General features: G+C 67.1%; 20 protein-coding genes and 2 riboswitches. Of the genes, 9 read left to right on the forward strand and 11 right to left on the reverse strand.

Annotated elements, in window-relative coordinates; translation table 11 throughout:
- Positions 1 to 18: 18 nt before the first annotated feature.
- Positions 19 to 357 carry a DUF3263 domain-containing protein gene (locus R4P95_RS02850; protein WP_109327656.1) on the reverse strand — a complete coding sequence of 113 codons (339 nt, stop codon included), beginning with the start codon at positions 355 to 357 and terminating at the stop codon, positions 19 to 21.
- A 179-nt stretch (positions 358 to 536) separates the two neighbouring features.
- Between R4P95_RS02850 and R4P95_RS02855 the strand changes: the two genes are divergently transcribed.
- The 3 genes from R4P95_RS02855 to R4P95_RS02865 are packed head-to-tail and all read left to right on the forward strand — an operon-like array spanning position 537 to position 2,904.
- Positions 537 to 1,127, forward strand: a complete 591-nt coding sequence (locus R4P95_RS02855; RefSeq protein ID WP_109327654.1) for a peptide deformylase — start codon at positions 537 to 539, stop codon at positions 1,125 to 1,127.
- Complete coding sequence (locus R4P95_RS02860) at positions 1,117 to 2,091, forward strand: GNAT family N-acetyltransferase (RefSeq protein WP_317743530.1); 975 nt, start codon at positions 1,117 to 1,119, stop codon at positions 2,089 to 2,091. The genes R4P95_RS02855 and R4P95_RS02860 overlap by 11 nt, the downstream gene beginning before the upstream one ends.
- Before the next feature lie 9 nt (positions 2,092 to 2,100).
- The gene (locus R4P95_RS02865) at positions 2,101 to 2,904 is read left to right on the forward strand and encodes an exodeoxyribonuclease III (RefSeq protein WP_213573195.1); all 804 of its coding nucleotides are present in this window, start codon (positions 2,101 to 2,103) and stop codon (positions 2,902 to 2,904) included.
- Between the two features lie 33 nt (positions 2,905 to 2,937).
- Here R4P95_RS02865 and R4P95_RS02870 read toward each other — a convergent pair whose 3' ends face one another.
- Entirely contained in the window at positions 2,938 to 3,315 is a 378-nt protein-coding gene (locus R4P95_RS02870) for a GNAT family N-acetyltransferase (RefSeq protein ID WP_213573196.1), read from the reverse strand.
- A gap of 89 nt (positions 3,316 to 3,404) precedes the next feature.
- Positions 3,405 to 3,779, reverse strand: a complete 375-nt coding sequence (locus tag R4P95_RS02875; protein ID WP_213573197.1) for a GNAT family N-acetyltransferase — start codon at positions 3,777 to 3,779, stop codon at positions 3,405 to 3,407.
- Positions 3,780 to 3,911: 132 nt separating this feature from the next.
- A riboswitch (TPP riboswitch) is annotated at positions 3,912 to 4,019 on the forward strand.
- Between R4P95_RS02875 and thiC the strand changes: the two genes are divergently transcribed.
- Positions 4,011 to 5,657: a phosphomethylpyrimidine synthase ThiC gene (gene thiC / locus R4P95_RS02880; RefSeq protein ID WP_213573198.1), complete on the forward strand. Its 1,647-nt coding sequence runs from the start codon at positions 4,011 to 4,013 to the stop codon at positions 5,655 to 5,657. Its footprint overlaps the riboswitch before it by 9 nt.
- A gap of 10 nt (positions 5,658 to 5,667) precedes the next feature.
- Entirely contained in the window at positions 5,668 to 6,513 is an 846-nt protein-coding gene (gene thiD / locus R4P95_RS02885; protein ID WP_213573199.1) for a bifunctional hydroxymethylpyrimidine kinase/phosphomethylpyrimidine kinase, read from the forward strand.
- Positions 6,514 to 6,545: 32 nt separating this feature from the next.
- Here the strand turns inward: thiD and R4P95_RS02890 are convergent, their stop codons facing one another.
- The 7 genes from R4P95_RS02890 to thiO all read right to left on the reverse strand — a co-directional run bounded on the left by R4P95_RS02890 (position 6,546) and on the right by thiO (position 12,989).
- The gene (locus R4P95_RS02890; RefSeq protein WP_317743531.1) at positions 6,546 to 7,400 is read right to left on the reverse strand and encodes an adenylate/guanylate cyclase domain-containing protein; all 855 of its coding nucleotides are present in this window, start codon (positions 7,398 to 7,400) and stop codon (positions 6,546 to 6,548) included.
- A 52-nt stretch (positions 7,401 to 7,452) separates the two neighbouring features.
- Entirely contained in the window at positions 7,453 to 8,907 is a 1,455-nt protein-coding gene (locus R4P95_RS02895) for a M20/M25/M40 family metallo-hydrolase (protein ID WP_317743532.1), read from the reverse strand.
- A 145-nt stretch (positions 8,908 to 9,052) separates the two neighbouring features.
- Complete coding sequence (locus R4P95_RS02900) at positions 9,053 to 9,847, reverse strand: ABC transporter permease (protein WP_109327640.1); 795 nt, start codon at positions 9,845 to 9,847, stop codon at positions 9,053 to 9,055.
- The gene (locus tag R4P95_RS02905; RefSeq protein WP_213573202.1) at positions 9,847 to 10,788 is read right to left on the reverse strand and encodes an ABC transporter ATP-binding protein; all 942 of its coding nucleotides are present in this window, start codon (positions 10,786 to 10,788) and stop codon (positions 9,847 to 9,849) included. Before R4P95_RS02905 ends, R4P95_RS02900 begins: the two co-directional genes overlap by 1 nt.
- 131 nt (positions 10,789 to 10,919) lie before the next feature.
- On the reverse strand, positions 10,920 to 11,687 hold the full coding sequence (locus R4P95_RS02910) for a thiazole synthase (RefSeq protein ID WP_109327637.1): 768 nt from the start codon (positions 11,685 to 11,687) through the stop codon (positions 10,920 to 10,922).
- On the reverse strand, positions 11,680 to 11,904 hold the full coding sequence (thiS, locus tag R4P95_RS02915; protein ID WP_159920084.1) for a sulfur carrier protein ThiS: 225 nt from the start codon (positions 11,902 to 11,904) through the stop codon (positions 11,680 to 11,682). The genes R4P95_RS02910 and thiS overlap by 8 nt, the downstream gene beginning before the upstream one ends.
- Before the next feature lie 2 nt (positions 11,905 to 11,906).
- Positions 11,907 to 12,989, reverse strand: coding sequence for a glycine oxidase ThiO (gene thiO, locus R4P95_RS02920; RefSeq protein WP_317743533.1), 1,083 nt, complete (start codon positions 12,987 to 12,989; stop codon positions 11,907 to 11,909).
- Positions 12,986 to 13,099, reverse strand: a riboswitch (TPP riboswitch). Its footprint overlaps the gene before it by 4 nt.
- A 24-nt stretch (positions 13,100 to 13,123) precedes the next feature.
- Here thiO and thiE point away from each other — a divergent pair.
- Positions 13,124 to 13,822 carry a thiamine phosphate synthase gene (gene thiE / locus R4P95_RS02925; protein WP_213573204.1) on the forward strand — a complete coding sequence of 233 codons (699 nt, stop codon included), beginning with the start codon at positions 13,124 to 13,126 and terminating at the stop codon, positions 13,820 to 13,822.
- Between the two features lies 1 nt (position 13,823).
- On the opposite strand, the gene R4P95_RS02930 is transcribed toward thiE, so the two are convergent.
- Entirely contained in the window at positions 13,824 to 14,582 is a 759-nt protein-coding gene (locus R4P95_RS02930) for an NUDIX hydrolase (RefSeq protein ID WP_317743535.1), read from the reverse strand.
- A gap of 199 nt (positions 14,583 to 14,781) precedes the next feature.
- Between R4P95_RS02930 and R4P95_RS02935 the strand changes: the two genes are divergently transcribed.
- From R4P95_RS02935 to R4P95_RS02945, 3 genes are read left to right on the forward strand one after another with little or no spacing between them, the layout of a single operon-like run.
- Complete coding sequence (locus R4P95_RS02935; RefSeq protein ID WP_317743536.1) at positions 14,782 to 16,143, forward strand: hypothetical protein; 1,362 nt, start codon at positions 14,782 to 14,784, stop codon at positions 16,141 to 16,143.
- Positions 16,140 to 17,123 carry a transporter substrate-binding domain-containing protein gene (locus R4P95_RS02940; protein WP_317743537.1) on the forward strand — a complete coding sequence of 328 codons (984 nt, stop codon included), beginning with the start codon at positions 16,140 to 16,142 and terminating at the stop codon, positions 17,121 to 17,123. Before R4P95_RS02935 ends, R4P95_RS02940 begins: the two co-directional genes overlap by 4 nt.
- A 5-nt stretch (positions 17,124 to 17,128) precedes the next feature.
- On the forward strand, positions 17,129 to 19,423 hold the full coding sequence (locus R4P95_RS02945; protein ID WP_317743538.1) for a serine/threonine-protein kinase: 2,295 nt from the start codon (positions 17,129 to 17,131) through the stop codon (positions 19,421 to 19,423).
- Positions 19,424 to 19,433 lie beyond the last annotated feature (10 nt).

A 19,433-nucleotide genomic window follows, 5' to 3' on the forward strand; every position in this document is an offset into this window, starting at 1 on the left:
ACCTTAGCGACCGGGCTACTAGGTGACGTCGAACCCGAGGCGACGGGCGGCGCGAGCCTTCTGCCTGCTGGCGCGCAGACGCCGCAGCCGCTTTACGAGCATCGGATCTGCCGCGAGCGCCTCCTGGCGGTCGACCAGGGCGTTGAGCACCTGGTAGTACCGGGTTGCCGACATGTCGAAGAGCTCCTTGATTGCCTCTTCCTTGGCCCCGGCATACTTCCACCACTGGCGCTCGAAGGACAGGATGTCGTGTTCCCGACGGCTCAGTCCGTCGGTCCCGACCTCGTCGACCCCTGCGGAGTTGTCGTTGTCGGTGCGCTCGGACTGGTTCCGACTACGCGCTGTTGCGCCGTCCATGTCACTCCTCGACTACTAGCTCTCGCTCGAATTCAGCGAAACCACGTTCCCCCGGCTCCTCGATCGCGTGGGTCGACCGAGCAACGAATTACACAGCTGTACTTCAGCGACTATTCAACCATGAGGAAGGCCGCAGGCAGTGCCGGCGACGCGGGCGCGCCGCACTATCCTTGACAACCATGGCCATCCTCCCCATCCGGATCGTGGGCGACCCGGTACTGCACAAGCCGACCGAGCCGGTGTCCCAGTCACCCGCAGAGCTCGCCGAACTCATCGCGGACATGTACGACACGATGGACGCCGCCAACGGTGTCGGGCTCGCCGCCAACCAGGTCGGCGAGTCACTGCGCGTGTTCGTCTACGACTGCCCCGACGTCGACGACAGCGGCAAAGCCTTCCGCCGTCGCGGCTGCGTCGTCAATCCGGTGCTCGAAACGTCCGAGGTTCCCGAGACCATGCCCGACCCGGACGACGACGTCGAAGGCTGCCTCTCCGTGCCGGGCGAGCAGTTCCCCACCGGCCGCGCCGACTGGGCCAGAGTCACCGGCACGGACGCCGACGGCAATCCCGTCGACATCGAGGGGCGCGGATTCTTCGCCCGGATGCTGCAGCACGAGGTGGGACACCTCGACGGTTTTCTCTACGTCGACATGCTGATCGGCCGCAACGCGCGGGCAGCGAAGAAAACGATCAAACGCGCCGGCTGGGGCGTCCCGGGCCTGAGCTGGGTGCCGGGAACGGTCGAAGACCCCTTCGGGCATGACGACTGACATTCCTGTCGGTAGCCGGGTGGTGCTGCGTTACGCATTGCCTCCCGGCCACAGCCATCCGATGACCGACGTCGTCGGGATTCTGGAGGGCGTCGCGCCGTTCGTCACCGTCCGTGCGGCGGACGGTTCGGTCGTCGAGGTGGAACCGGACCGGGTCATCGCACTCAAGGCCGTCCCCGCGCGGCCGGTCCGCACCAGCGAGATCCGAGCGCTCGAACTGGCTTCCGCCGACGGTTGGCCGGGAGTCGAACACGCCTGGATCGACGGGTGGCTGGCCCGGTACGGTCACGGATTCACCGGGCGCGCGAACTCGGCGGCCCCTCTCGGTGACCCGGGCACGGTCGGCGACCTGGCAGACAGCTCCCCCGGCAGCACGCTCGATCGTCTGCGCGACTGGTACGCCGAGCGCGAGCGCCCGTTGCGGCTTCTGCTTCCCGATCGGCTGGGAAGGGTGCCACCAGGATGGAATCTCAGCGACGAGGTAGTGGTGATGGCCGCAGATATCGCGAATCTCACTCTTCCCCGGGGCCCTCGCACGACCACGATCACCGATCGTCCCGACTCCGATTGGCTCGCGCTCTACCGGTACCGCGGGTCCGCGCTCCCCGACTTCGCGGTCGACGTGCTCGACGCCGTCCGCGGCGGCACGCTCGGCTTCGGCCGGATCGGCGCCGCCGACTCCACCCTCCTCGCAGTCGCACGCGGTTCGGTGACCTCGGCCCCGGGCGGCCGCCTGTGGGTGGGACTCACCGCGGTCGAGGTGGCGCAGGCCCACCGTAGGCGCGGTATCGGCAGCCTGATCTGCGGCGAGATGATCGCGTGGGGTCGCGAGCAGGGAGCGACCCATGCCTGCCTGCAGGTGGCCGCGGAGAACGAGGGTGCTCAGGCGATGTATCGCGGCCTCGGCTTCGTTGCACACCATCGGTACCGGTACGCGACGGAACCTGTCGGCGGCGGGCACTAGGCTGGCGGCGTGCGCATCGCTACTTGGAACGTGAATTCTGTTCGTGCCCGTACCGACCGGATCCTCGACTGGCTTCAGCGGACCGACACCGACGTGTTGGCCATGCAGGAGACCAAGTGCAAGGATGAGCAGTTTCCGTACGAGCGTTTCCGCGAGCTCGGTTACGAGGTGGCGCACGTCGGTATCAGTCAGTGGAACGGGGTGGCCATCGCGTCCCGCGTGGGGCTGACGGACGTTCGGATCGGTTTCGACGATCAGCCCGGGTTCCACAAGGATCCAGAGGTTGCCCCTGTCGAGGAAGCCCGCGCGATCGGTGCCACGTGCAACGGTGTCCGCGTGTGGAGCCTGTATGTTCCGAACGGACGCGAGCTGGCGGATCCGCACTACACCTACAAGCTCGAGTGGCTGTCGAAGCTGCGTTCGGATGCGGTCCGGTGGCTGGAGAAGAATCCCGAGGAGCAGATCGCCTTGGTCGGCGACTGGAACATCGCGCCCACCGACGACGACGTGTGGGATCCTGCCCTCTTCGAAGGCAAGACGCACACCTCCGCACCCGAGCGGGAGGCGTTCCGGTCGTTTCTCGAGTCAGGTTTCACCGATGTGGTGCGGCCGCACACGCCGGGTCCGGGCGTGTACACCTACTGGGACTACACGCAGCTGCGATTCCCGAAGAAACAGGGAATGCGGATCGACTTCATCCTCGGCTCGCCCGCTTTCGCCGGCCGGGTCGACAAGGCGGAGATCGACCGCAACGAACGTAAGGGCAAGGGCGCGAGCGATCACGCGCCGGTCATCGTCGACCTCGGAGACTGACGCACCTGCACGAGCGTGGAGGCGTAGAGACGTTCAGTCCTCGACGAGGATGTCGAGGGACTCCGGGTGCCGCGAGAGATAGCGCTGGACGTAGGTGCAGATCGGGCGCACTTTCCACCCGCGAGCGCGTGCCTCGTCGAAGGCTGCGCGGACGAGTGTTTCCGCCAATCCCCGTCCGCCGAATTCCTCTTTCACCACCGTGTGCATGAACGCCACAACCTCCCCCGGTTTCGCCGTGAAGCCGGGAATGTCGTCCTCGTCGCGATAGCCGAGAATCCCGACGAGTTCGTCACCGAGCCACAAGTCGAAGCGTTCGTGAGCCGGATTGTCGAGTACACGAACGTCGGCGGCCGAGACATTGCCCGACGCCGAGACACTGCCCGACAGGGAAGACTTCGAAATGTGATCCATGCCACCATGGAACCAGTAAGTCGCAGACTGGGGGAGCACAAACGCCGTAACCGGGATCGATTCGTTGCCGGGTTTTTCGCGTCCAGCGGTCAGCGTTCGATCGGTACCACCAGATCGCGATACTCCGGATGGGCCGACAAGAAGCGCTGGACGTAAGTACACACCGGTCGCACCTTCCAGCCGTATCCCCTGGCCAGGTCGAGGGAGCGCCCCACCATCATCGACGCGAGTCCGCGATGCCCGAAGTCCTCGACGATCACCGTGTGCATGAACGAGACGATCGGAGCCGGGACGCCGGTCGGGCGCCGACCGGCCGTCACCCCCACCCCGGCGCCGGCCCCGGTCGGCGGCCCCGAGAGGTCGTAGTATCCGAGGATTCCGACCAGATCCCCACTCAGCCGCAGCTCGAAGCGGTTCTGGCCGGCATTGTCGATCACGTCCACAACCTGCGAGTCCGTCAGCACTGCGACCTCCTGGTGTTTGCTTCGTGATCAAAACGTGATGTACGTCACCATTTATACCGACTCACCGGGCTGCTGTCCAAGGTTCCCCCGAATGATTTCTCACAGACATGTCGGTTACAGTCTGTGCGACAACTACACATCCACGGGGGCTCGCACCAGCGGGCTGAGAGGACGGCTAGGGCCGTCGACCGTCGAACCTGTCCGGGTAATGCCGGCGTAGGGAGCATCTCGATGAGCAGAACTGTATCTACGGCCACGTCCGTCACGACGGGGCCGATCGCAGGCAGCACCAAGGAATACGTGCAGTGGAGCGACGACATCCGCGTACCGGTCCGGCGCGTCCACCTGACCAACGGTGAGCATCTCGACCTGTACGACACCTCCGGCCCGTACACCGATCCCAACGCCCAGATCGACGTTGCCGCCGGACTGCCCCGCATCCGCGAGCAGTGGTCCGGGGATCGCGGGCAGACCCAACTGGACGCCGCCCGGGCGGGCGTCCTCACCCCGGAAATGCGGTACTGCGCTGCGCGCGAGGGTGTCTCACCGGACACCGTGCTCGCCGAGGTCGCTGCGGGGCGGGCCGTGATCCCGGCCAACCGCAAGCATGCAGAACTCGAGCCGATGATCATCGGCAAGGCGTTTGCAGTGAAGATCAATGCGAACATCGGCAACAGTGCGGTCACCTCCTCGATCGCCGAAGAAGTGGAAAAGATGGTGTGGGCCACCCGTTGGGGCGCCGACACCATCATGGACCTCTCGACCGGCAAGAACATCCACGAGACACGCGAGTGGATCCTGCGTAATTCACCGGTCCCGGTGGGCACCGTGCCGATCTATCAGGCACTCGAGAAGGTGAACGGCGATCCGACCGCCCTCACCTGGGAGATCTACCGGGACACCGTGCTCGAACAATGCGAGCAGGGCGTCGACTACATGACGGTTCATGCCGGGGTGCTGCTGCGATACATTCCGCTGACGGCGCGTCGCGTCACCGGCATCGTCTCGCGCGGCGGCTCCATCATGGCGGCCTGGTGCCTGGCACATCACCGGGAGTCGTTCCTGTACACGCACTTCGAGGAGCTGTGCGAGATCCTGCACCGCTACGACGTCACATTCTCGCTCGGCGACGGACTCCGGCCGGGTTCGATCGCGGATGCCAACGACGAGGCGCAGTTCGCGGAGCTTCGCACCCTGGGTGAGCTCACGAAGATCGCGAAATCCCATGGCGTGCAGGTGATGATCGAAGGCCCCGGACACGTGCCGATGCACAAGATCGTCGAGAACGTACGCCTGGAGGAGGAACTGTGCGAAGAGGCGCCGTTCTATACCCTGGGCCCATTGGCCACCGATATCGCCCCGGCCTACGACCACATCACGTCGGCCATCGGTGCGGCGATGATCGCGCAGGCGGGCACCGCCATGCTCTGCTACGTGACGCCGAAGGAGCACCTCGGGCTGCCGAACCGCGACGACGTCAAAACCGGCGTGATCACGTACAAGATCGCCGCGCACGCGGCCGACCTCGCCAAGCAGCACCCTCGGGCGCAGGAACGAGACGATGCCTTGTCCAAGGCGCGCTTCGAATTCCGCTGGCACGACCAGTTCGCGCTGTCCCTCGACCCGGACACCGCCCGCGAATTCCACGACGAGACCCTGCCTGCGGAGCCCGCGAAGACGGCCCACTTCTGCTCGATGTGTGGCCCGAAGTTCTGCTCGATGCGGATCTCCGCCGATGTCCGGGAGTACGCCGAGAAGAACGGCCTCGATTCGGTGGAGGCCATCGAAGCGGGTATGGCCGAGAAGTCGGACGAGTTCGTCGGCGCAGGTGGCCGCGTATATCTGCCCGTCGAATCCGTCACCTCAGAGAATCGGTAAGGTCCCCTCCGTGAAGCTGCTGCCCCTGGCCCCCGACGGCCAGACCCCCGTCCGAGTCCTCACCATCGCCGGCACCGATTCCGGTGGTGGCGCCGGAATTCAGGCCGACTCACGGACGATGGCTCTGTGCGGTGTCCACGCATGCGTCGCGGTGGCCGCCGTGACCGTGCAGAACTCCGTCGGTGTGAGCGGGTTCCACGAAATTCCACCCGAGACGGTGGCGGCGCAGGTCCGCTCCGTCGTCGGCGACATCGGCGTGGGAGCGGCGAAAACGGGCATGCTGGCGTCCACCGCCATCATCGAGGCCGTCGCGAGTGTCTGCACAGAAGTGGGGATCGGGCGCGAGCATCCGGTCCCGCTCGTCGTCGACCCGGTCTGCGCGTCGATGCACGGCGATCCGTTGCTCCACGCCGAAGCGCTCGACGCCGTACGGAACACGTTGATCCCGATCGCGACGGTGGTGACACCGAACCTCGACGAGGTCCGGCTCATCACCGGGATCGAGGTGGTGGACGACGCCACCGCGCGCCGCGCAGCCGAGGCTCTGCACGCGCTCGGGGCCCAGTGGTCGATCGTCAAGGGTGGGCACCTGCGTACGTCGGAGGTCAGTACCGACCTGCTCTTCGACGGGGACACCTTCCGGGAGTTCAGCAGCCCCCGGATCGACACCGGCAACGACCACGGAGGCGGCGACACCCTCGCGGCGGCCATCGCCAGCGCACTCGCCCACGGGTGGTCTGTGCCCGACGCCGTCGCGTTCGGCAAGGAATGGGTCACCAAGTGCCTCGAGGCGTCGTACGACCTGGGAGCCGGTCATGGCCCCGTCTCCCCCCTCTGGCGACTTCGTCCCCCGTGAGTACTTATTAACCTGCGGCGGTTAAGAAGTACTCACGGGCGGCGGAGCCGCAGCCGCCAGATGCCGAGGTCGGACGGCACCCCGCTGGGGGCGGGGGCGAAGAAGGCGCGGCGCCACGGTTTGACGCTGATACCGAGTTCCTCGAGCGTCCCCGGCTGAAGCGCCGAGAGGGTGGCGGACGACGCCATGACGTTGCCGTCCCCGCCGAGTTCCATCATGCGGGCCGCGATGGTGACGTCGACGCCGAGCCAATCGCTGCCGAGCTGCCGGGGAACCCCCGTGTGGATTCCGACCCGCATCCGCGGACGGTAGCCGTCGACCTCGACATTCCGGAGCGCGTCCTGCGCGGCGAAGACTGCGTCGACGGCGCGATCAGGGCTGGGGAAGACGGCCATCACGCCGTCGCCCATCCGCTTCACGACGTGCCCGCCTCGGTCGACCATCGGTGTCTCGATTGCTTTGGCGACGTCTCGTAACAGCGCGAGGGTGGCGGTATCGCCTGCGGGGAGAGACCAGCTCGAGAAGCCGACGAGGTCGGTGAACACGATGGTCACTTCCCGGGTTCCCCGGCCGCGGCCGGTGCGCTCGAGCAGCGCTTGCCACACCTGCAGGGCGCCGAGGCTCATCTCCCGGGACGCTCCCGGCTGATGGTCGAGGAAGCGGTCCGCCACGCGGGCCACGGCGCGTGCGGTGCCGGGGCCTGCGGTGGACAGCGGGTCGCCGAATGCCGGATCTCCCGGCAAGGCACGGCGGACCCTGCGCAGTCCTTCGATCAGCTGGGGCCGACGGTTCAGTGCCCCCACCCAGCCCAGAACCTTGTCCTGTCTACTCTCCTCCGACGCAGCGTCGAGTTCGGCAGCGCTGTCGTCGGCCGGGTCTTCGCTCACGAGCGCAAGGGTAACCCAGCGTCACAGGCAGAAGCCCGTGACGAATCGGACGTCACTGCGCTGCCCGAGCCTTCTCCCGATCGGCGCCGGTGGGGACACCGTTGGGACCGGCCAGTGATTCCGCGTAGACCCCGACTGCGTAGGCCACCGCGGACGCATTCTTCGCAAGAGCTGCCCGGTCGATGTTCGCGAGGGTGTCGGTCGGGCTGTGGTAATGCTTGTCGAACACGGCGTCGGGTGTGCCACCCCATTTCTGGGCCTCCTCGGCGGTCTTCTTGTCGTCGGCACCACTGAACACCCCGCCCGACGGAATCTTCTGCTCGATGAACGGACCGTAGTCGGAGCGGCCGTCGAAATCGGTGCCGTTCGCGGCAATGCCGTTCTTACCGAGGTACTCGACGAAAGTGCGCTCGATTCCCGCCGAACCTTCGGGGCCGGGCCCTTCGCCGACGTTGTCGGAGTTGTCGCCGTCGTAGGTCAGGTAGCCGGCGTTCTCCGAGCCGAGCATGTCGAAGTTCAGGTAGAGCGCAATGTCGTTGCGTTCCGCCTCGCTCAGGCCGGTGACGTAGGCCTCGGAGCCGAGCAGGCCCAGTTCTTCGGCGCCCCAGAAGGCGAACCGCACCGCGTTGTCGGCGTCCGGGGAACTGCCGAGCTGGACCGCCGTTTCGAGGATCGCTGCCACGCCGGTGCCGTTGTCGTTGATGCCGGGACCCTCGGGAACGCTGTCGAGATGAGCGCCGACCATGACGACATCGTCGGTGGAGCCCGTCGTGGTCTGGGCGATGACGTTACGGGACGTGCTGGTCTCGGTGCTGGTTTCGAGCGTCAGCGTGACGTCTCCGCCGCCCTGCCGGAGCGTGTCGCCGTCGGCCCTGCTCACCCCGCCGGTGGGAATTTTGCCCGCCGACGGATCGCCGAGAGTGCCGCCGCTCATCGGCCCGTCCTCGTTGTTGACCACGATCACGGCCGAAGCGCCGCGCTCGGCCGCTATCTGCTGTTTGGCCGAGAACGGGCAGATACCCCGGTTGACCAGCACGATCGCTCCGTTGACGTCGAGACCGTCGTAATCCGTTGCCTCACACCCCGGGGTCTCGTCCTGGCGAGCCGGCACCAATCGCGCCGTCAGTCCCTCGGGTCCGGTGGACGGGCTGTAGGACAGTGCTCGTACCTCGAGGTCACGATCGCGCGACCTGAGTTTCTCGGCGGCGACATCGAAATTGTGGAACTCGAATTCCGGGGTCTGGACATCGAAGCCGTTGTCCGTCAGAACTTGTGCCACGTAGTCGACGCTGGCTTCGTATCCGGGGGTGCCTGCGGCGCGGTTGCCGTCGTTGTCGTCGGCGATGGTTTGCAGTTCCTCGAGATGCGCCACCAGCGCGTCCTCGGTGACCGATCCGGCGAGTGCGCTCGCGTCGACCGGTGGCGACTCCGGTTCGCTCGTGGACGAGCATCCGGCCAGCACCAGCGCACCGGTCACTCCGACGGTGAAAAGTCCCCGTAGTCGCATGTCGGGAGCCTAACGCAGAACCACCTGTGGGCCGGTGCGAATGGATGTCGCACCGGCCCACAGGCTCCCCGCCCTGCCTACGATCCCAGCCAGGTCTCCCGACGTTCACCTGGCGGAGAGGCAGGGCGAAAGTACTCTATCGGTCTCACGCGTCGCGCTTGTTCACCACCACCAGGCTGGCCCCGAAGATCACCAGGACGAACACCGCGAAGTACACGAGACTGCCCCACGGTCCCCAGTGGAAGTCCACGCCCTGCGGTGCCCCGAGGAAGTGATTGGCATTGAGGAACGGCAGGAACGGCATGATTTTCTCACCGAACGATCCGAACAGGTTGAACAGGCTTTCGATCAGTAGCGGCCAGAGCAGCAGTAGCGCGATCGCTCCCGCCGACTGGCGCAGCAACGCACCGATCCCGACGGCGAGCACGACACACAGGAACGCGTAGATAGGCACTCCGTAGATCGACCGCCACGCATCCCCACCGGAGAGTGTGAGGGCAGCACCTGCCTCGTTGCCCGCGGTCGCCTTCGCGATGGCGTACGCCCCGAAGGTGAGGACGAAGGTCAGCACGGCACCGAACGCGCCGATCAGGCCGGCCTTGGCGACGAGGACGGAGGCGCGGTTCGGAATCGCCTGAAACGTGGTGCGAATGACCCCGAAGCGGTATTCACTGGTCACGGCCAGGGTCGCGAGGATCATCAGGACCAGGACACCGAATCCGGAGACGCCGCCGACGGCATCGGCCATCTGCGGCAGGAAGGGTTCGAAATCGGGTTCCTTCCCGTCCGCCAACTGGTCGTTGAAGGAGTTGATGCTGGCCTTCGCGCTCAACCCGATGACCGCGGCCAGGCCGAGACCCAGCACGACGATGATGACGGTGCACCACCACGGCGACCGGGTGGAGGTGATCTTGATGCGTTCCGCATTGAGAACAGCCATTACAGTGCACCCCTCATCACGTCGTCGACGCTTTCTGCGTGGTACTGCACGTCGTCTCCTGTCAGTTTCATGAAGGCGTCCTCGAGCGAACCGCGCTGAGACGCCAACTCGTGGAGGGTGATTCCCTGCGATCCGGCGATCGCGCCGATCACGTCGGTGGACGAATCGACCACGACGAGCGCCTGCAGCCCGTCTGATCCGTCCTCGCGGACCGTGAGCCCATTCGACGTCAGCGCGCTCCGCAGCGCATCCAATTGCGGACTGCGCACCCGCACCGTCGATTCCGAGGACTTGCTCACGAATTCCGACACCGTCGTGTCTGCGATCAGGCGCCCACGGCCGATGACCACCAGATGCTCTGCGGTGAGTGCCATCTCGGAGAGCAGGTGGCTCGACACCAGCACGGTGCGTCCCTCGGCCGCGAGGCGCTGCATGAATTTGCGGATCCACACGATGCCCTCGGGGTCGAGACCGTTCACCGGCTCGTCGAACAGCAGAACCTTCGGGTCACCGAGAAGGGTGGCGGCCAGGCCGAGTCGCTGGGACATGCCGAGCGAGAACCCACCGGCCTTCTTGCCGGCCACCTCCGTGAGGCCCACGAGGTGCAGCACCTCGTCCACCCGGCTCTTCGGCAGCGAGTTCGAGGCCGCCATCCACTGCAGGTGGGCGCGGGCGGAGCGGTTGGGATGCACCCACTTGGCGTCCAGGAGTGCGCCCACGGTCCGGAGCGGCTGCACCAGCTCGCGGTACGGCTTGCCGTCGATCAGCGCCGTGCCCGCGGTGGGACGGTCCAGCCCGAGGATCATCCGCATCGTCGTCGATTTGCCTGCACCGTTCGGCCCGAGGAAGCCGGTGACCATACCCGGCTGGACGGTGAACGTCAGGTTGTCCACCGCCTTCGTCGCACCGAAGGTCTTTGTCAGTCCCCTCACTTCAATCATGGTGACGAGGATGCCCGAACCATGGGGTGAGGCGCATCCGCCGTGGGTCTACTGTCGACTCGTCCCGTGGTACCACCCGTCCCTGGACCCACCCCGACAGAACCCTGAGAACGCCACCCGCACGGAAGCGGTCAGGACGACGCCTGGGCCCAGAATCGCTTGGGTATCCGGCCCGCGTGACGTGCCTCGTATCCCGCCACGACGGCGCCGCGCATCGCCGACGCCATCAGCGCCGGGTCCTTGGCCCGGGTGACGGCGGTGGCGAGGAGGACGGCGTCACAGCCCAATTCCATCGCCAGGGTGGCGTCGCTCGCGGTTCCGATGCCGGCGTCGAGAATCACCGGCACTCCGGCCCCGTCGACGATCATTTCGATGTTGTGCGGGTTGGCGATGCCCAATCCGGTTCCGATCGGTGACCCCAGGGGCATCACGGCAACACACCCGATGTCCTCGAGCCGACGGGCCAGCACCGGGTCGTCCGTGGTGTACGGCAGGACGACGAAGCCGTCGTCGACCAATTGCTCTGCCGCACTGACGAGCTCGATCGCGTCGGGCATAAGGGTGCGTTCGTCGGCGATCACCTCGAGCTTCACCCAGTCGGTTTCCAGCGCTTCACGGGCGAGCTGCGCGGTGAGCACCGCCTCGGCCGCGCCCCGGCAACCCGCGGTGTTCGGCAGCGGAGCGATGTCGAGCCGCCGCAGCAGGTCGAGCACGCCGGTGCCGCCGGCCGCGTCGACCCGGCGCATCGCGACGGTCGTCAACTCGGTGCCGGATGCCACCAGCGCCTCTTCCAGCACGGTGAGGTTGGCTGCCCCGCCGGTGCCCATGATCAGCCGCGAGTCGAAGGTGCGGCCGGCGATGGTCAGGCCCTTCTGCGCGACCGGCGTCACGTCAGCCACCCTGCACCGCCGTGAGGATCTCGATGTCCCAGCCGCGGTCCACGACTTCGTCCCAGCGGGCCTTCGGGAACACGGCACCGTTGACTGCTACCGCGATGCCCTTCGTGGGCAGGTTCAGCGTCTCCAGCAGCTGGGCGACGGTGGGCGCTACCGCGAACTCGTGGTCCTCGCCGTTGACGGTGATGCCGACGGGCACCACGACTTGCTGCTCACTCATCTCTACCTCGCTACTTTCTCGAAACGTCCGGGATCGGCAGCCTTCACCTCGGCGAGAGCCGATCCCTCCAACAGTGCCACCGTCGCGTCAGCGGTGACGGGGGTGAGCAGGACGCCGTTGCGTCCGTGTCCCGTCGCCACCACGACCCGATCCGACACTCGCCCGATCAGGGGCAGATTGTCGGGAGTCATCGGCCGCAGACCGGCCGAGGCCTCGCGCAGTTCGTACTCACCGATCGCAGGCATCAGTGCTTCGGCGTCGGCGATGAGATCGCGCACCCCGGCGACGGTGACCTGGGTGTCGTGGCCGGATTCGTGCTGAGTCGCGCCAACGACGATTCCGTCGGCCCGCGGCACGAGGTACGCGGGACGGCCGTGCACACTGCCACGGATGGTGCGACCCGGCGCCGGCGTCACCCCGGGACGGGCACGCAGTCGCAGGATCTCCCCCTTCACCGGGCGAACCGGAAGACCCGGCCACAGCGACGGCGACGCGACGCCTGCGGTGAGGACGATCTGGTCGGTGTCGAGCAGGCCGAGGTCGGACACACTCTCCTCGATCAACTCCACTCCGGCGTCGACTGCGCACGTCCGCAGTGCCGCCAGCAGCAACCGGTTGTCGACGGCGAGTTCCGCGACCGCAAGCAGTCCGAGCCGAACCCCACGCCCGAGCATCGGCTCGAGTTCGCGCACCTCGCTGCGGCTCAGGATCTGCAGATCGCGTCCCTGCGCACCTACCCATTCGGCGATGGTGCGCAGATCTTCGGCATCGGCGGCGTCGAGCGCGACGGTGAGTGAACTGGCCGACGTGAACAGCTCGACACCGGCGGCGGCCTCGAGCTCCTTGCCGAAGTCGGGCCACCGGTCCAGTGACGCACTGCCCAGCTCGAGGACACTCTCCTCGCCGGGCCAGCCCTCGGACAGCGGTGCCAGCATTCCCCCTGCCACCCACGACGCACCCGAGCCGATCGCCGGGTCGTACAGGCGGACCGACCACCCGGCGTGGGCGGCGCGCCACGCAATCGACAGCCCGATCACCCCGCCGCCGACGACGGACACCGACCGTGGTCTCAGAACCGTTGACATCGAACACCACCTCACTTCCTGCGCCGGCATGATCCGGGTCAGGTATGACGGTCGGGCTCGGCGTGAGCCCCTCTCAGCCCCACGATCCCGGGACTCCCGTGTTGCACTTTCACCGTAGAGGCTACCGTCATGCCGTGACCACCTCGCATCACACCAGCCATGCAGAACGTCGGCGTCGCCTCGGAGCTGCGCGTTTGTACCTGTGTACCGACGCTCGACGCGAGAAAGGTGACCTGGCACAGTTCGCGGAAGCCGCGCTGTCCGGTGGTGTCGACATCATCCAGCTCCGCGACAAGGGCTCGGCCGGCGAGCGCGAGCTGGGTCCGATGGACGCACGCGACGAACTTGCGGCACTGTCCGTGCTCGCCGCCGTCGCACGGAGGCACGGCGCCCTGCTCGCCGTCAACGACCGCGCCGACATGGCGCTCGCAGCCGGTGCCGATGTCCTGCACCTCGGCCAGGGCGACCTTCCGGTGCCGTACGCCCGGAACGTCGTAGGGCCGGACGTCCTGATCGGCCGGTCCACCCACAGCCGGGCGCAGGCCAGTCTCGCGGCGATCGAGGACGACGTCGACTACTTCTGCACCGGGCCCGTGTGGGCCACCCCCACCAAGCCGGGACGCACGGCAGCGGGCATCGAGCTGGTGCGGTCCACAGCCGATGCGCAGCCCACCCGACCCTGGTTCGCGATCGGTGGCATCGACGAGTCGCGAGTACCGGAGATTCTGGCTGCGGGAGCCACCCGCATCGTCGTGGTGCGGGCGATCACGGAGGCCCGGGACCCTCAGGCGGCGGCGCGCTCACTCGCCGGAATGCTCCGCGGCAACAGCTGAGTTACGGCTGATCCAGCCAGCCCAGGACGGTCGACGGCTCCAGGGTGAGGACGGTGCCCGCGAGTTGGTCGACGAGTTCGGGGTCAGCGGTCACCACGGCGGTCACCGTTCCGACGGTGGTGCCATGGCCTGCCGGCTCCGCAGTGCCACCGAACACCTCGAGCGAGTCGAGCACCTCGATGCGCGGGAGCCAGCCGTAGGTTCCGTCGGGCAAGTGGATCGTGCGAGGCAACGCCTTTGACAAGTGTGTCAGCGAGGCGTGCTCCCCCAGAACGTCGTGCCCGGCGAGGACGAGCCGTACCTCGGTGGTGCGCAGCATCTGCCAGCCCGCTTGGAACCCCGGATGGAGCGGCAGCCCTGCAACGTCGGATTCACGAACCCAGCGCAGCTCCGTGCTCTCACCGTTGGCAACGGTGGGGAGCGGGCGCTCGGCGTCGGCGATCACCGTGGTGTAGCTCCAACCGCTGGCGGCTTCCATCGTCACGACCTCGGTGCGCACCCGGATGGCCGCGCTCTCGATGCCGGTCTCCTCGTGGGCTTCCCGGACCGCAGCATGGGTCGTCGTCTCGTGGCTGTCCCGGGCGCCGCCGGGCAACGCCCACGTCCCGCCTTGATGGCTCCAGACCGCACGATGTTGGAGCAGCACCGCCGGCGTCTCGTCCGCGAGCGGAGCACGCAACAACAATCCGGCCGCACCGTGCTTGCCCCAATGACGACTGCCGTCCGGACCGGTTGCCCAGCCGTCCCCGTCACCACGCATCGACTACCCCTGTCCGACCTGATGGGTCACCTGCAGTTCCCTCACACTAACGGTTTCTCCCGGCCTCGCCAGCTCACGGCCCCGTTCGGGCTCCGTTCGGCCGGGGGCACGATCCCGCGCTCCGTCCGGTTGACCGCCTCCCGGCGCGGCAGCTTATATGCTCCCCACACAGTGCGGCCGTTTCCAGAAGGGGTGCGACGTGGTTCTGCGTGAGGCACCGTCGATCGAACCCCACGGTAGCCGAGCTTTGTCGGCCCTCGGGGACGACGAGGTCGATCCGGCGGTGGCTCGCCGTAGGGAGTTGCGCGCCTTCCTCCACTCGACCCCGGCCAGACTGACCGGTCTCGGCATTCTGCTCATGCTCCTGTGCGTGGCCGCCGGTCTGGTGGCCACCTCCACGGTGAACGGCAGGGCGGCCACGCTCGACGCCGTCCTCGTGGATGCCGAACCGCTGTCGTACTCGGCGCAGAATCTGTATATCGCGTTGTCGGTGGCCGACGCCGCAGCCACGACGGCGTTCATCTCGGGGGGTCTCGAGCCGGGAGACCTTCGGGACAGGTACGCGCAGGCGATCGGCACGGCGTCGGCGGATCTCGTCCATGCCTCCGGCGGGCTGGCAGCGAGCGAAGCGGACAGCCGCCGACTCCTCGCCTCCATCTCCACCGACCTCACCGTGTACACCGGGCTCGTCGAGACCGCGCGGGCGAACAACCGGGTGGGCAACCCCGTCGGGGCGGCCTACCTCGGGGAGGCCTCGACGCTGATGCAGACGAGCCTGCTTCCGATGGCGCAGCAGTTGCACGCCGGGCACGAGGCCCGTGTGGCGTCGACGCAGAGTAACTATTCACGGCCTCCGTGGTTCGCTCTCGCGCTCCTGCTGACTGCCGCGGTGGGATTGGTCCTCACCCAGGTAGTGCTGGCCCGGCTCACTCGGCGCACGTTCAATCTCGGTTTGATCCTGGCATCGTCGGCGACCGCCATTCTGCTGGCATGGATGCTGATAGCAGGGCTGATCTCGGCTCTCGACACCCATCGTGCACTCACCGAGGGTGCCCGGCCGCTGCACGAATTGACCACCGGCCGCATCCTCGCCCAGCAGGCGCGCACCGAGGAGACACTCCGGTTGGTGCGGCGCGATTCGAACGGCGACTACGACGCGGTGTTCGACGACAAGTCCGCTCAGCTCGGTGCGGTGCTGTCGAACTATGCGCGCGAGGACGACAACCCGGTCGGTGACGCCGAGGTGACCCGGGCCGAGGAAGCATGGAACCGATGGTCGGCGGCGCACGAACGGATGAACACCGTTCTCGCCGAAGGCGATTTCCTCACCGGCGCGGCCATCGCCATCGGACCCGGAGACGAGAATTCGGCCGCCCAGTTCACTGCTCTCGACGATGCACTCACCGAAGGCATCGACTCTGCCCGTGATCACCTTCGCTCCCATGTGGCGTCCGCATCCGGGGTGCTGACAGCGTTGGGCCCGGGGGCCTTCGCCCTGACGCTGATCGCCGTGATCGGAATTATCATCGGACTGTGGCCGCGGTTGAGGGAGTATCAGTGAGGCCGCACCGGATAACACCCGTGGTGCTAGCGCTGGCGTTGCTCCTCTGCGGTTGCGCCCAGTCGACGTCGGGGCACGTCGGTTCGCCGAGCATCTCGTACACCGAACCGCCGTTGCCCGCCGGCGTCGCCCCGGCACCGACGGACCGTTCGACACCGGCTCCCGCGCCGGGCGGCGATTGCGGCGATCCCACAGCCAGTCTGCGCCCCGTTTCCGACGCAGGCGCACCACCACCGAGCCCGACCGTCGACGCCATCCGCGCGCGGGGCCGGCTGATCGTCGGGTTGGACACCGGCAGTAACCTCATGAGTTTCCGCGACCCGGCAACCGGCACGATCGAGGGGTTCGATGTCGACATCGCCCGTGAGATCGCACGGGATCTGTTCGGTGACCCGGAGCGCCTGGAGTACCGAATTCTCACGTCCGCCGATCGTGAACGGGCGCTGCAGCAATCGCTGGTCGATGTCGTCGCCAAGACGATGACGATCACCTGCGACCGGCGAGAGCGGGTGGCGTTCTCGAGCCAGTACTTCGAGGCGCGACAACGCGTCCTCGTCGTCAAGGGCTCGCCCATCCGCGGTCCGGCGGATCTGGCCGGACAACGGGTATGTGTGGTGCGCGGCACCACCTCGTTGGAGCGGTTGCAGCAGGTGGCGCCGACGGCAGAGATCCTCACCGTGCCGATGTGGTCCGACTGCCTGGTGGTGTTGCAGCAACGGCAGGTCGACGCGGTGACGTCCGACGACACGATTCTGGCCGGACTGGCATCTCAGGACCCGTACCTCGAGCTCGTCGGGGACAGCATGGGCGCCGAACCGTACGGAATCGGCATCACCAAATCGAACGAGGACCTGGTGAGGTTCGTCAACGGCACCCTCGAGCGGATCCGCCGCGACGGAACCTGGACCGACTCATACAACCGCTGGTTGTCGATGCTGGGACCGTCGCCCGTCCCTCCGGCCGCCGTGTACCAGGACTGAGGCCCATGTCCCAGGAGAATACGGGGTCGCCGGATCCCGACGTCGCCACCGAGGCTGCGCCCCGCAAACCGGAACAGGCCACTCAGGCTGCACCCCGCGAACCGGAACAGGCCACGCAGGCTTCGCGTCCATCGGGGGCCTCGACGACAGGTCGTTCGACGCGGTCACCGCGCAGTCGCTCCGGCGGCCGCCTGCGCCTGGGTGGTGGGCTCGTCGAAGTGCCGGTGGTGAAGACGGTCGACCCGGCTTCGGCCGTGCTGTCGGACCCGACGGTTCCCGAGAACAAGCGGTTCTGCTGGAAGTGCGGCAATCCCGTCGGCCGGAAGTGCGCCACTGCGGAAGAGTGCGAGTTCGGCACATGCCCTTCGTGCGCCGCCACGTTCGACTTCCGGCCGCTTCTGCAGCCAGGGGAGCTGGTGAGCGGCCAGTACGAGGTGCAGGGATGCATCGCGCACGGCGGTCTCGGGTGGATCTATCTCGCGATCGACCGCAACGTGAGCGATCGATGGGTGGTTCTCAAGGGTCTGTTGCATTTCGGTGATGCCGAGGCGCAGGCGGTCGCCTTGGCCGAACGCCAGTTCCTCGCCGAGGTGGCGCACCCGAGCATCGTGAAGATCTACAACTTCGTCGAGCACCCCCGATCCGACGGGACTCCGATGGGGTACATCGTCATGGAGTACGTGGGCGGGCACTCTCTGAGGGACGTTCTCTCGACGCACCATCGCCCCGAACGGATGCCCATCGAGCAAGCCATCGCCTATGTGCTGGAAATACTTCCGGCACTCGACTATTTGCACTCCACGGGCCTGGTCTACAACGACCTCAAGCCCGACAACGTGATGGTGACCGAGGATTCGCTCAAGCTGATCGACCTCGGCGCGGTCGCGGGCATCGAGGACTACGGCTATCTTTACGGCACACCGGGTTTCCAGGCACCGGAGATCGTGAAGACGGGCCCGACCGTCGCCTCCGACATCTACACGGTGGGCCGCACGCTGGCGGTGCTGACGCTCGACATGCCCTCCGACAAGGGCCGGTACCTCGACGGGATACCGACCCCGGATCACGCGCCGCTGCTGGCCGAGTACGAGTTCTTCCATCGACTCCTGCTGCGTGCCACCGATCCCGACCCCGCGAAGCGTTTCCGCTCGGCGCAGGAGATGGCCGGCCAGCTCACCGGCGTACTCCGTGAGGTACTCGCGCAGCAGACCGGCGAGGAACACCCCGGGCTCTCCACGGTGTTCAGCAGGCAGCGAACAACATTCGGCACCGACGAGGCCGTCGAACAGACCGACGTCTACGTCGACGGTGTGCAACGGGAGCAGAAACTCGATGCGCGCTCGGTGGCGCAGGCCCTGGCGGTGCCGCTGATCGATCCCACCGACCCCAACGCTCCCCTGCTGGCCGCCGCCGTTCACAGCGAACCGCAGCAGACGCTCGACTCCCTGCGACATGCCCGGGACAACGGCATCGAACGCCTCGTCGGAAATCCCGATGTGTCGTTCTCCCGCGAACTCACGCTCGCCGAGATCAAGGCCCACCTCGATCTCGGTGACGCGGCCACGGCACTCACTCTGCTCGGGGAAGTGGAGCGAGACGTCGGCGACAACTGGCGGATCGACTGGTATGCAGGAATCGCCGCACTGCTCTCCGGCGACTACGAGGCAGCCTTCTCCCACTTCGAAGGCGTGCTGCAAGCGATGCCCGGTGAGACGGCACCCAAGCTCGCCCTGGCCGCGACCGCCGAGTTGATCCTGCAGCACTGGGATACCTCGGACCCGGCCCCGTGGCGGTCGTTCGCGGAGAAGTACTACCGGTCGGTGTGGCGCACCGACCACAACGCTGTGAGTGCGGCATTCGGGCTGGCACGGCAACTCACCGAGCGCGGAGACCTTTCCGGTGCCCTCGCGGCGCTCGACGAGGTTCCCCCCACCTCCCGGCACTTCACCGTGGCCCGGATGACCGGTGTGCTGGTGCTGCTGTCCGGGCGGCCGATCGACAAGATCGAGGAGTCCGAGCTGCGCGAGGCGGCGCTTCGTGTCGCCGCGCTGCCGCACGAAGAGAGCCGGGCACTTCAGATGCGCACCCTCGTACTGGGTACCGCACTCGACTGGATACGCAGCGGCCACACGTCGACCACCGAACAAAGACCTTTTCTCGGCGTGCCGTTCACCGAACACGGGTTACGCACGGGCGCCGAGGCGGCGCTGCGCGCACTGGCCCGCAAAGCACCCGAACGCACCCACCGCTATGCACTGGTCGACCGGGCCAACACCATTCGCCCGAAAAGCCTGTTCTAGCAGTCGGTCA

The organism is Rhodococcus sp. IEGM 27 (assembly GCF_033142305.1).
GTDB classification, from domain to species: Bacteria; Actinomycetota; Actinomycetes; order Mycobacteriales; family Mycobacteriaceae; genus Rhodococcus_F; species Rhodococcus_F oxybenzonivorans.

What these genes read in the sequence shown, in the direction of transcription:
- R4P95_RS02850 (WP_109327656.1), bottom strand. Translation starts at nt 357, where the DNA reads ATGGACGGCGCAACAGCGCGTAGTCGGAACCAGTCCGAGCGCACCGAC.
- R4P95_RS02855 (WP_109327654.1), top strand. Translation starts at nt 537, where the DNA reads ATGGCCATCCTCCCCATCCGGATCGTGGGCGACCCGGTACTGCACAAG.
- R4P95_RS02860 (WP_317743530.1), top strand. Translation starts at nt 1,117, where the DNA reads ATGACGACTGACATTCCTGTCGGTAGCCGGGTGGTGCTGCGTTACGCA.
- R4P95_RS02870 (WP_213573196.1), bottom strand. Translation starts at nt 3,315, where the DNA reads ATGGATCACATTTCGAAGTCTTCCCTGTCGGGCAGTGTCTCGGCGTCG.
- thiC (WP_213573198.1), top strand. Translation starts at nt 4,011, where the DNA reads ATGAGCAGAACTGTATCTACGGCCACGTCCGTCACGACGGGGCCGATC.
- R4P95_RS02895 (WP_317743532.1), bottom strand. Translation starts at nt 8,907, where the DNA reads ATGCGACTACGGGGACTTTTCACCGTCGGAGTGACCGGTGCGCTGGTG.
- R4P95_RS02900 (WP_109327640.1), bottom strand. Translation starts at nt 9,847, where the DNA reads ATGGCTGTTCTCAATGCGGAACGCATCAAGATCACCTCCACCCGGTCG.
- R4P95_RS02905 (WP_213573202.1), bottom strand. Translation starts at nt 10,788, where the DNA reads ATGATTGAAGTGAGGGGACTGACAAAGACCTTCGGTGCGACGAAGGCG.
- thiS (WP_159920084.1), bottom strand. Translation starts at nt 11,904, where the DNA reads ATGAGTGAGCAGCAAGTCGTGGTGCCCGTCGGCATCACCGTCAACGGC.
- thiO (WP_317743533.1), bottom strand. Translation starts at nt 12,989, where the DNA reads ATGTCAACGGTTCTGAGACCACGGTCGGTGTCCGTCGTCGGCGGCGGG.
- R4P95_RS02930 (WP_317743535.1), bottom strand. Translation starts at nt 14,582, where the DNA reads ATGCGTGGTGACGGGGACGGCTGGGCAACCGGTCCGGACGGCAGTCGT.
- R4P95_RS02945 (WP_317743538.1), top strand. Translation starts at nt 17,129, where the DNA reads ATGTCCCAGGAGAATACGGGGTCGCCGGATCCCGACGTCGCCACCGAG.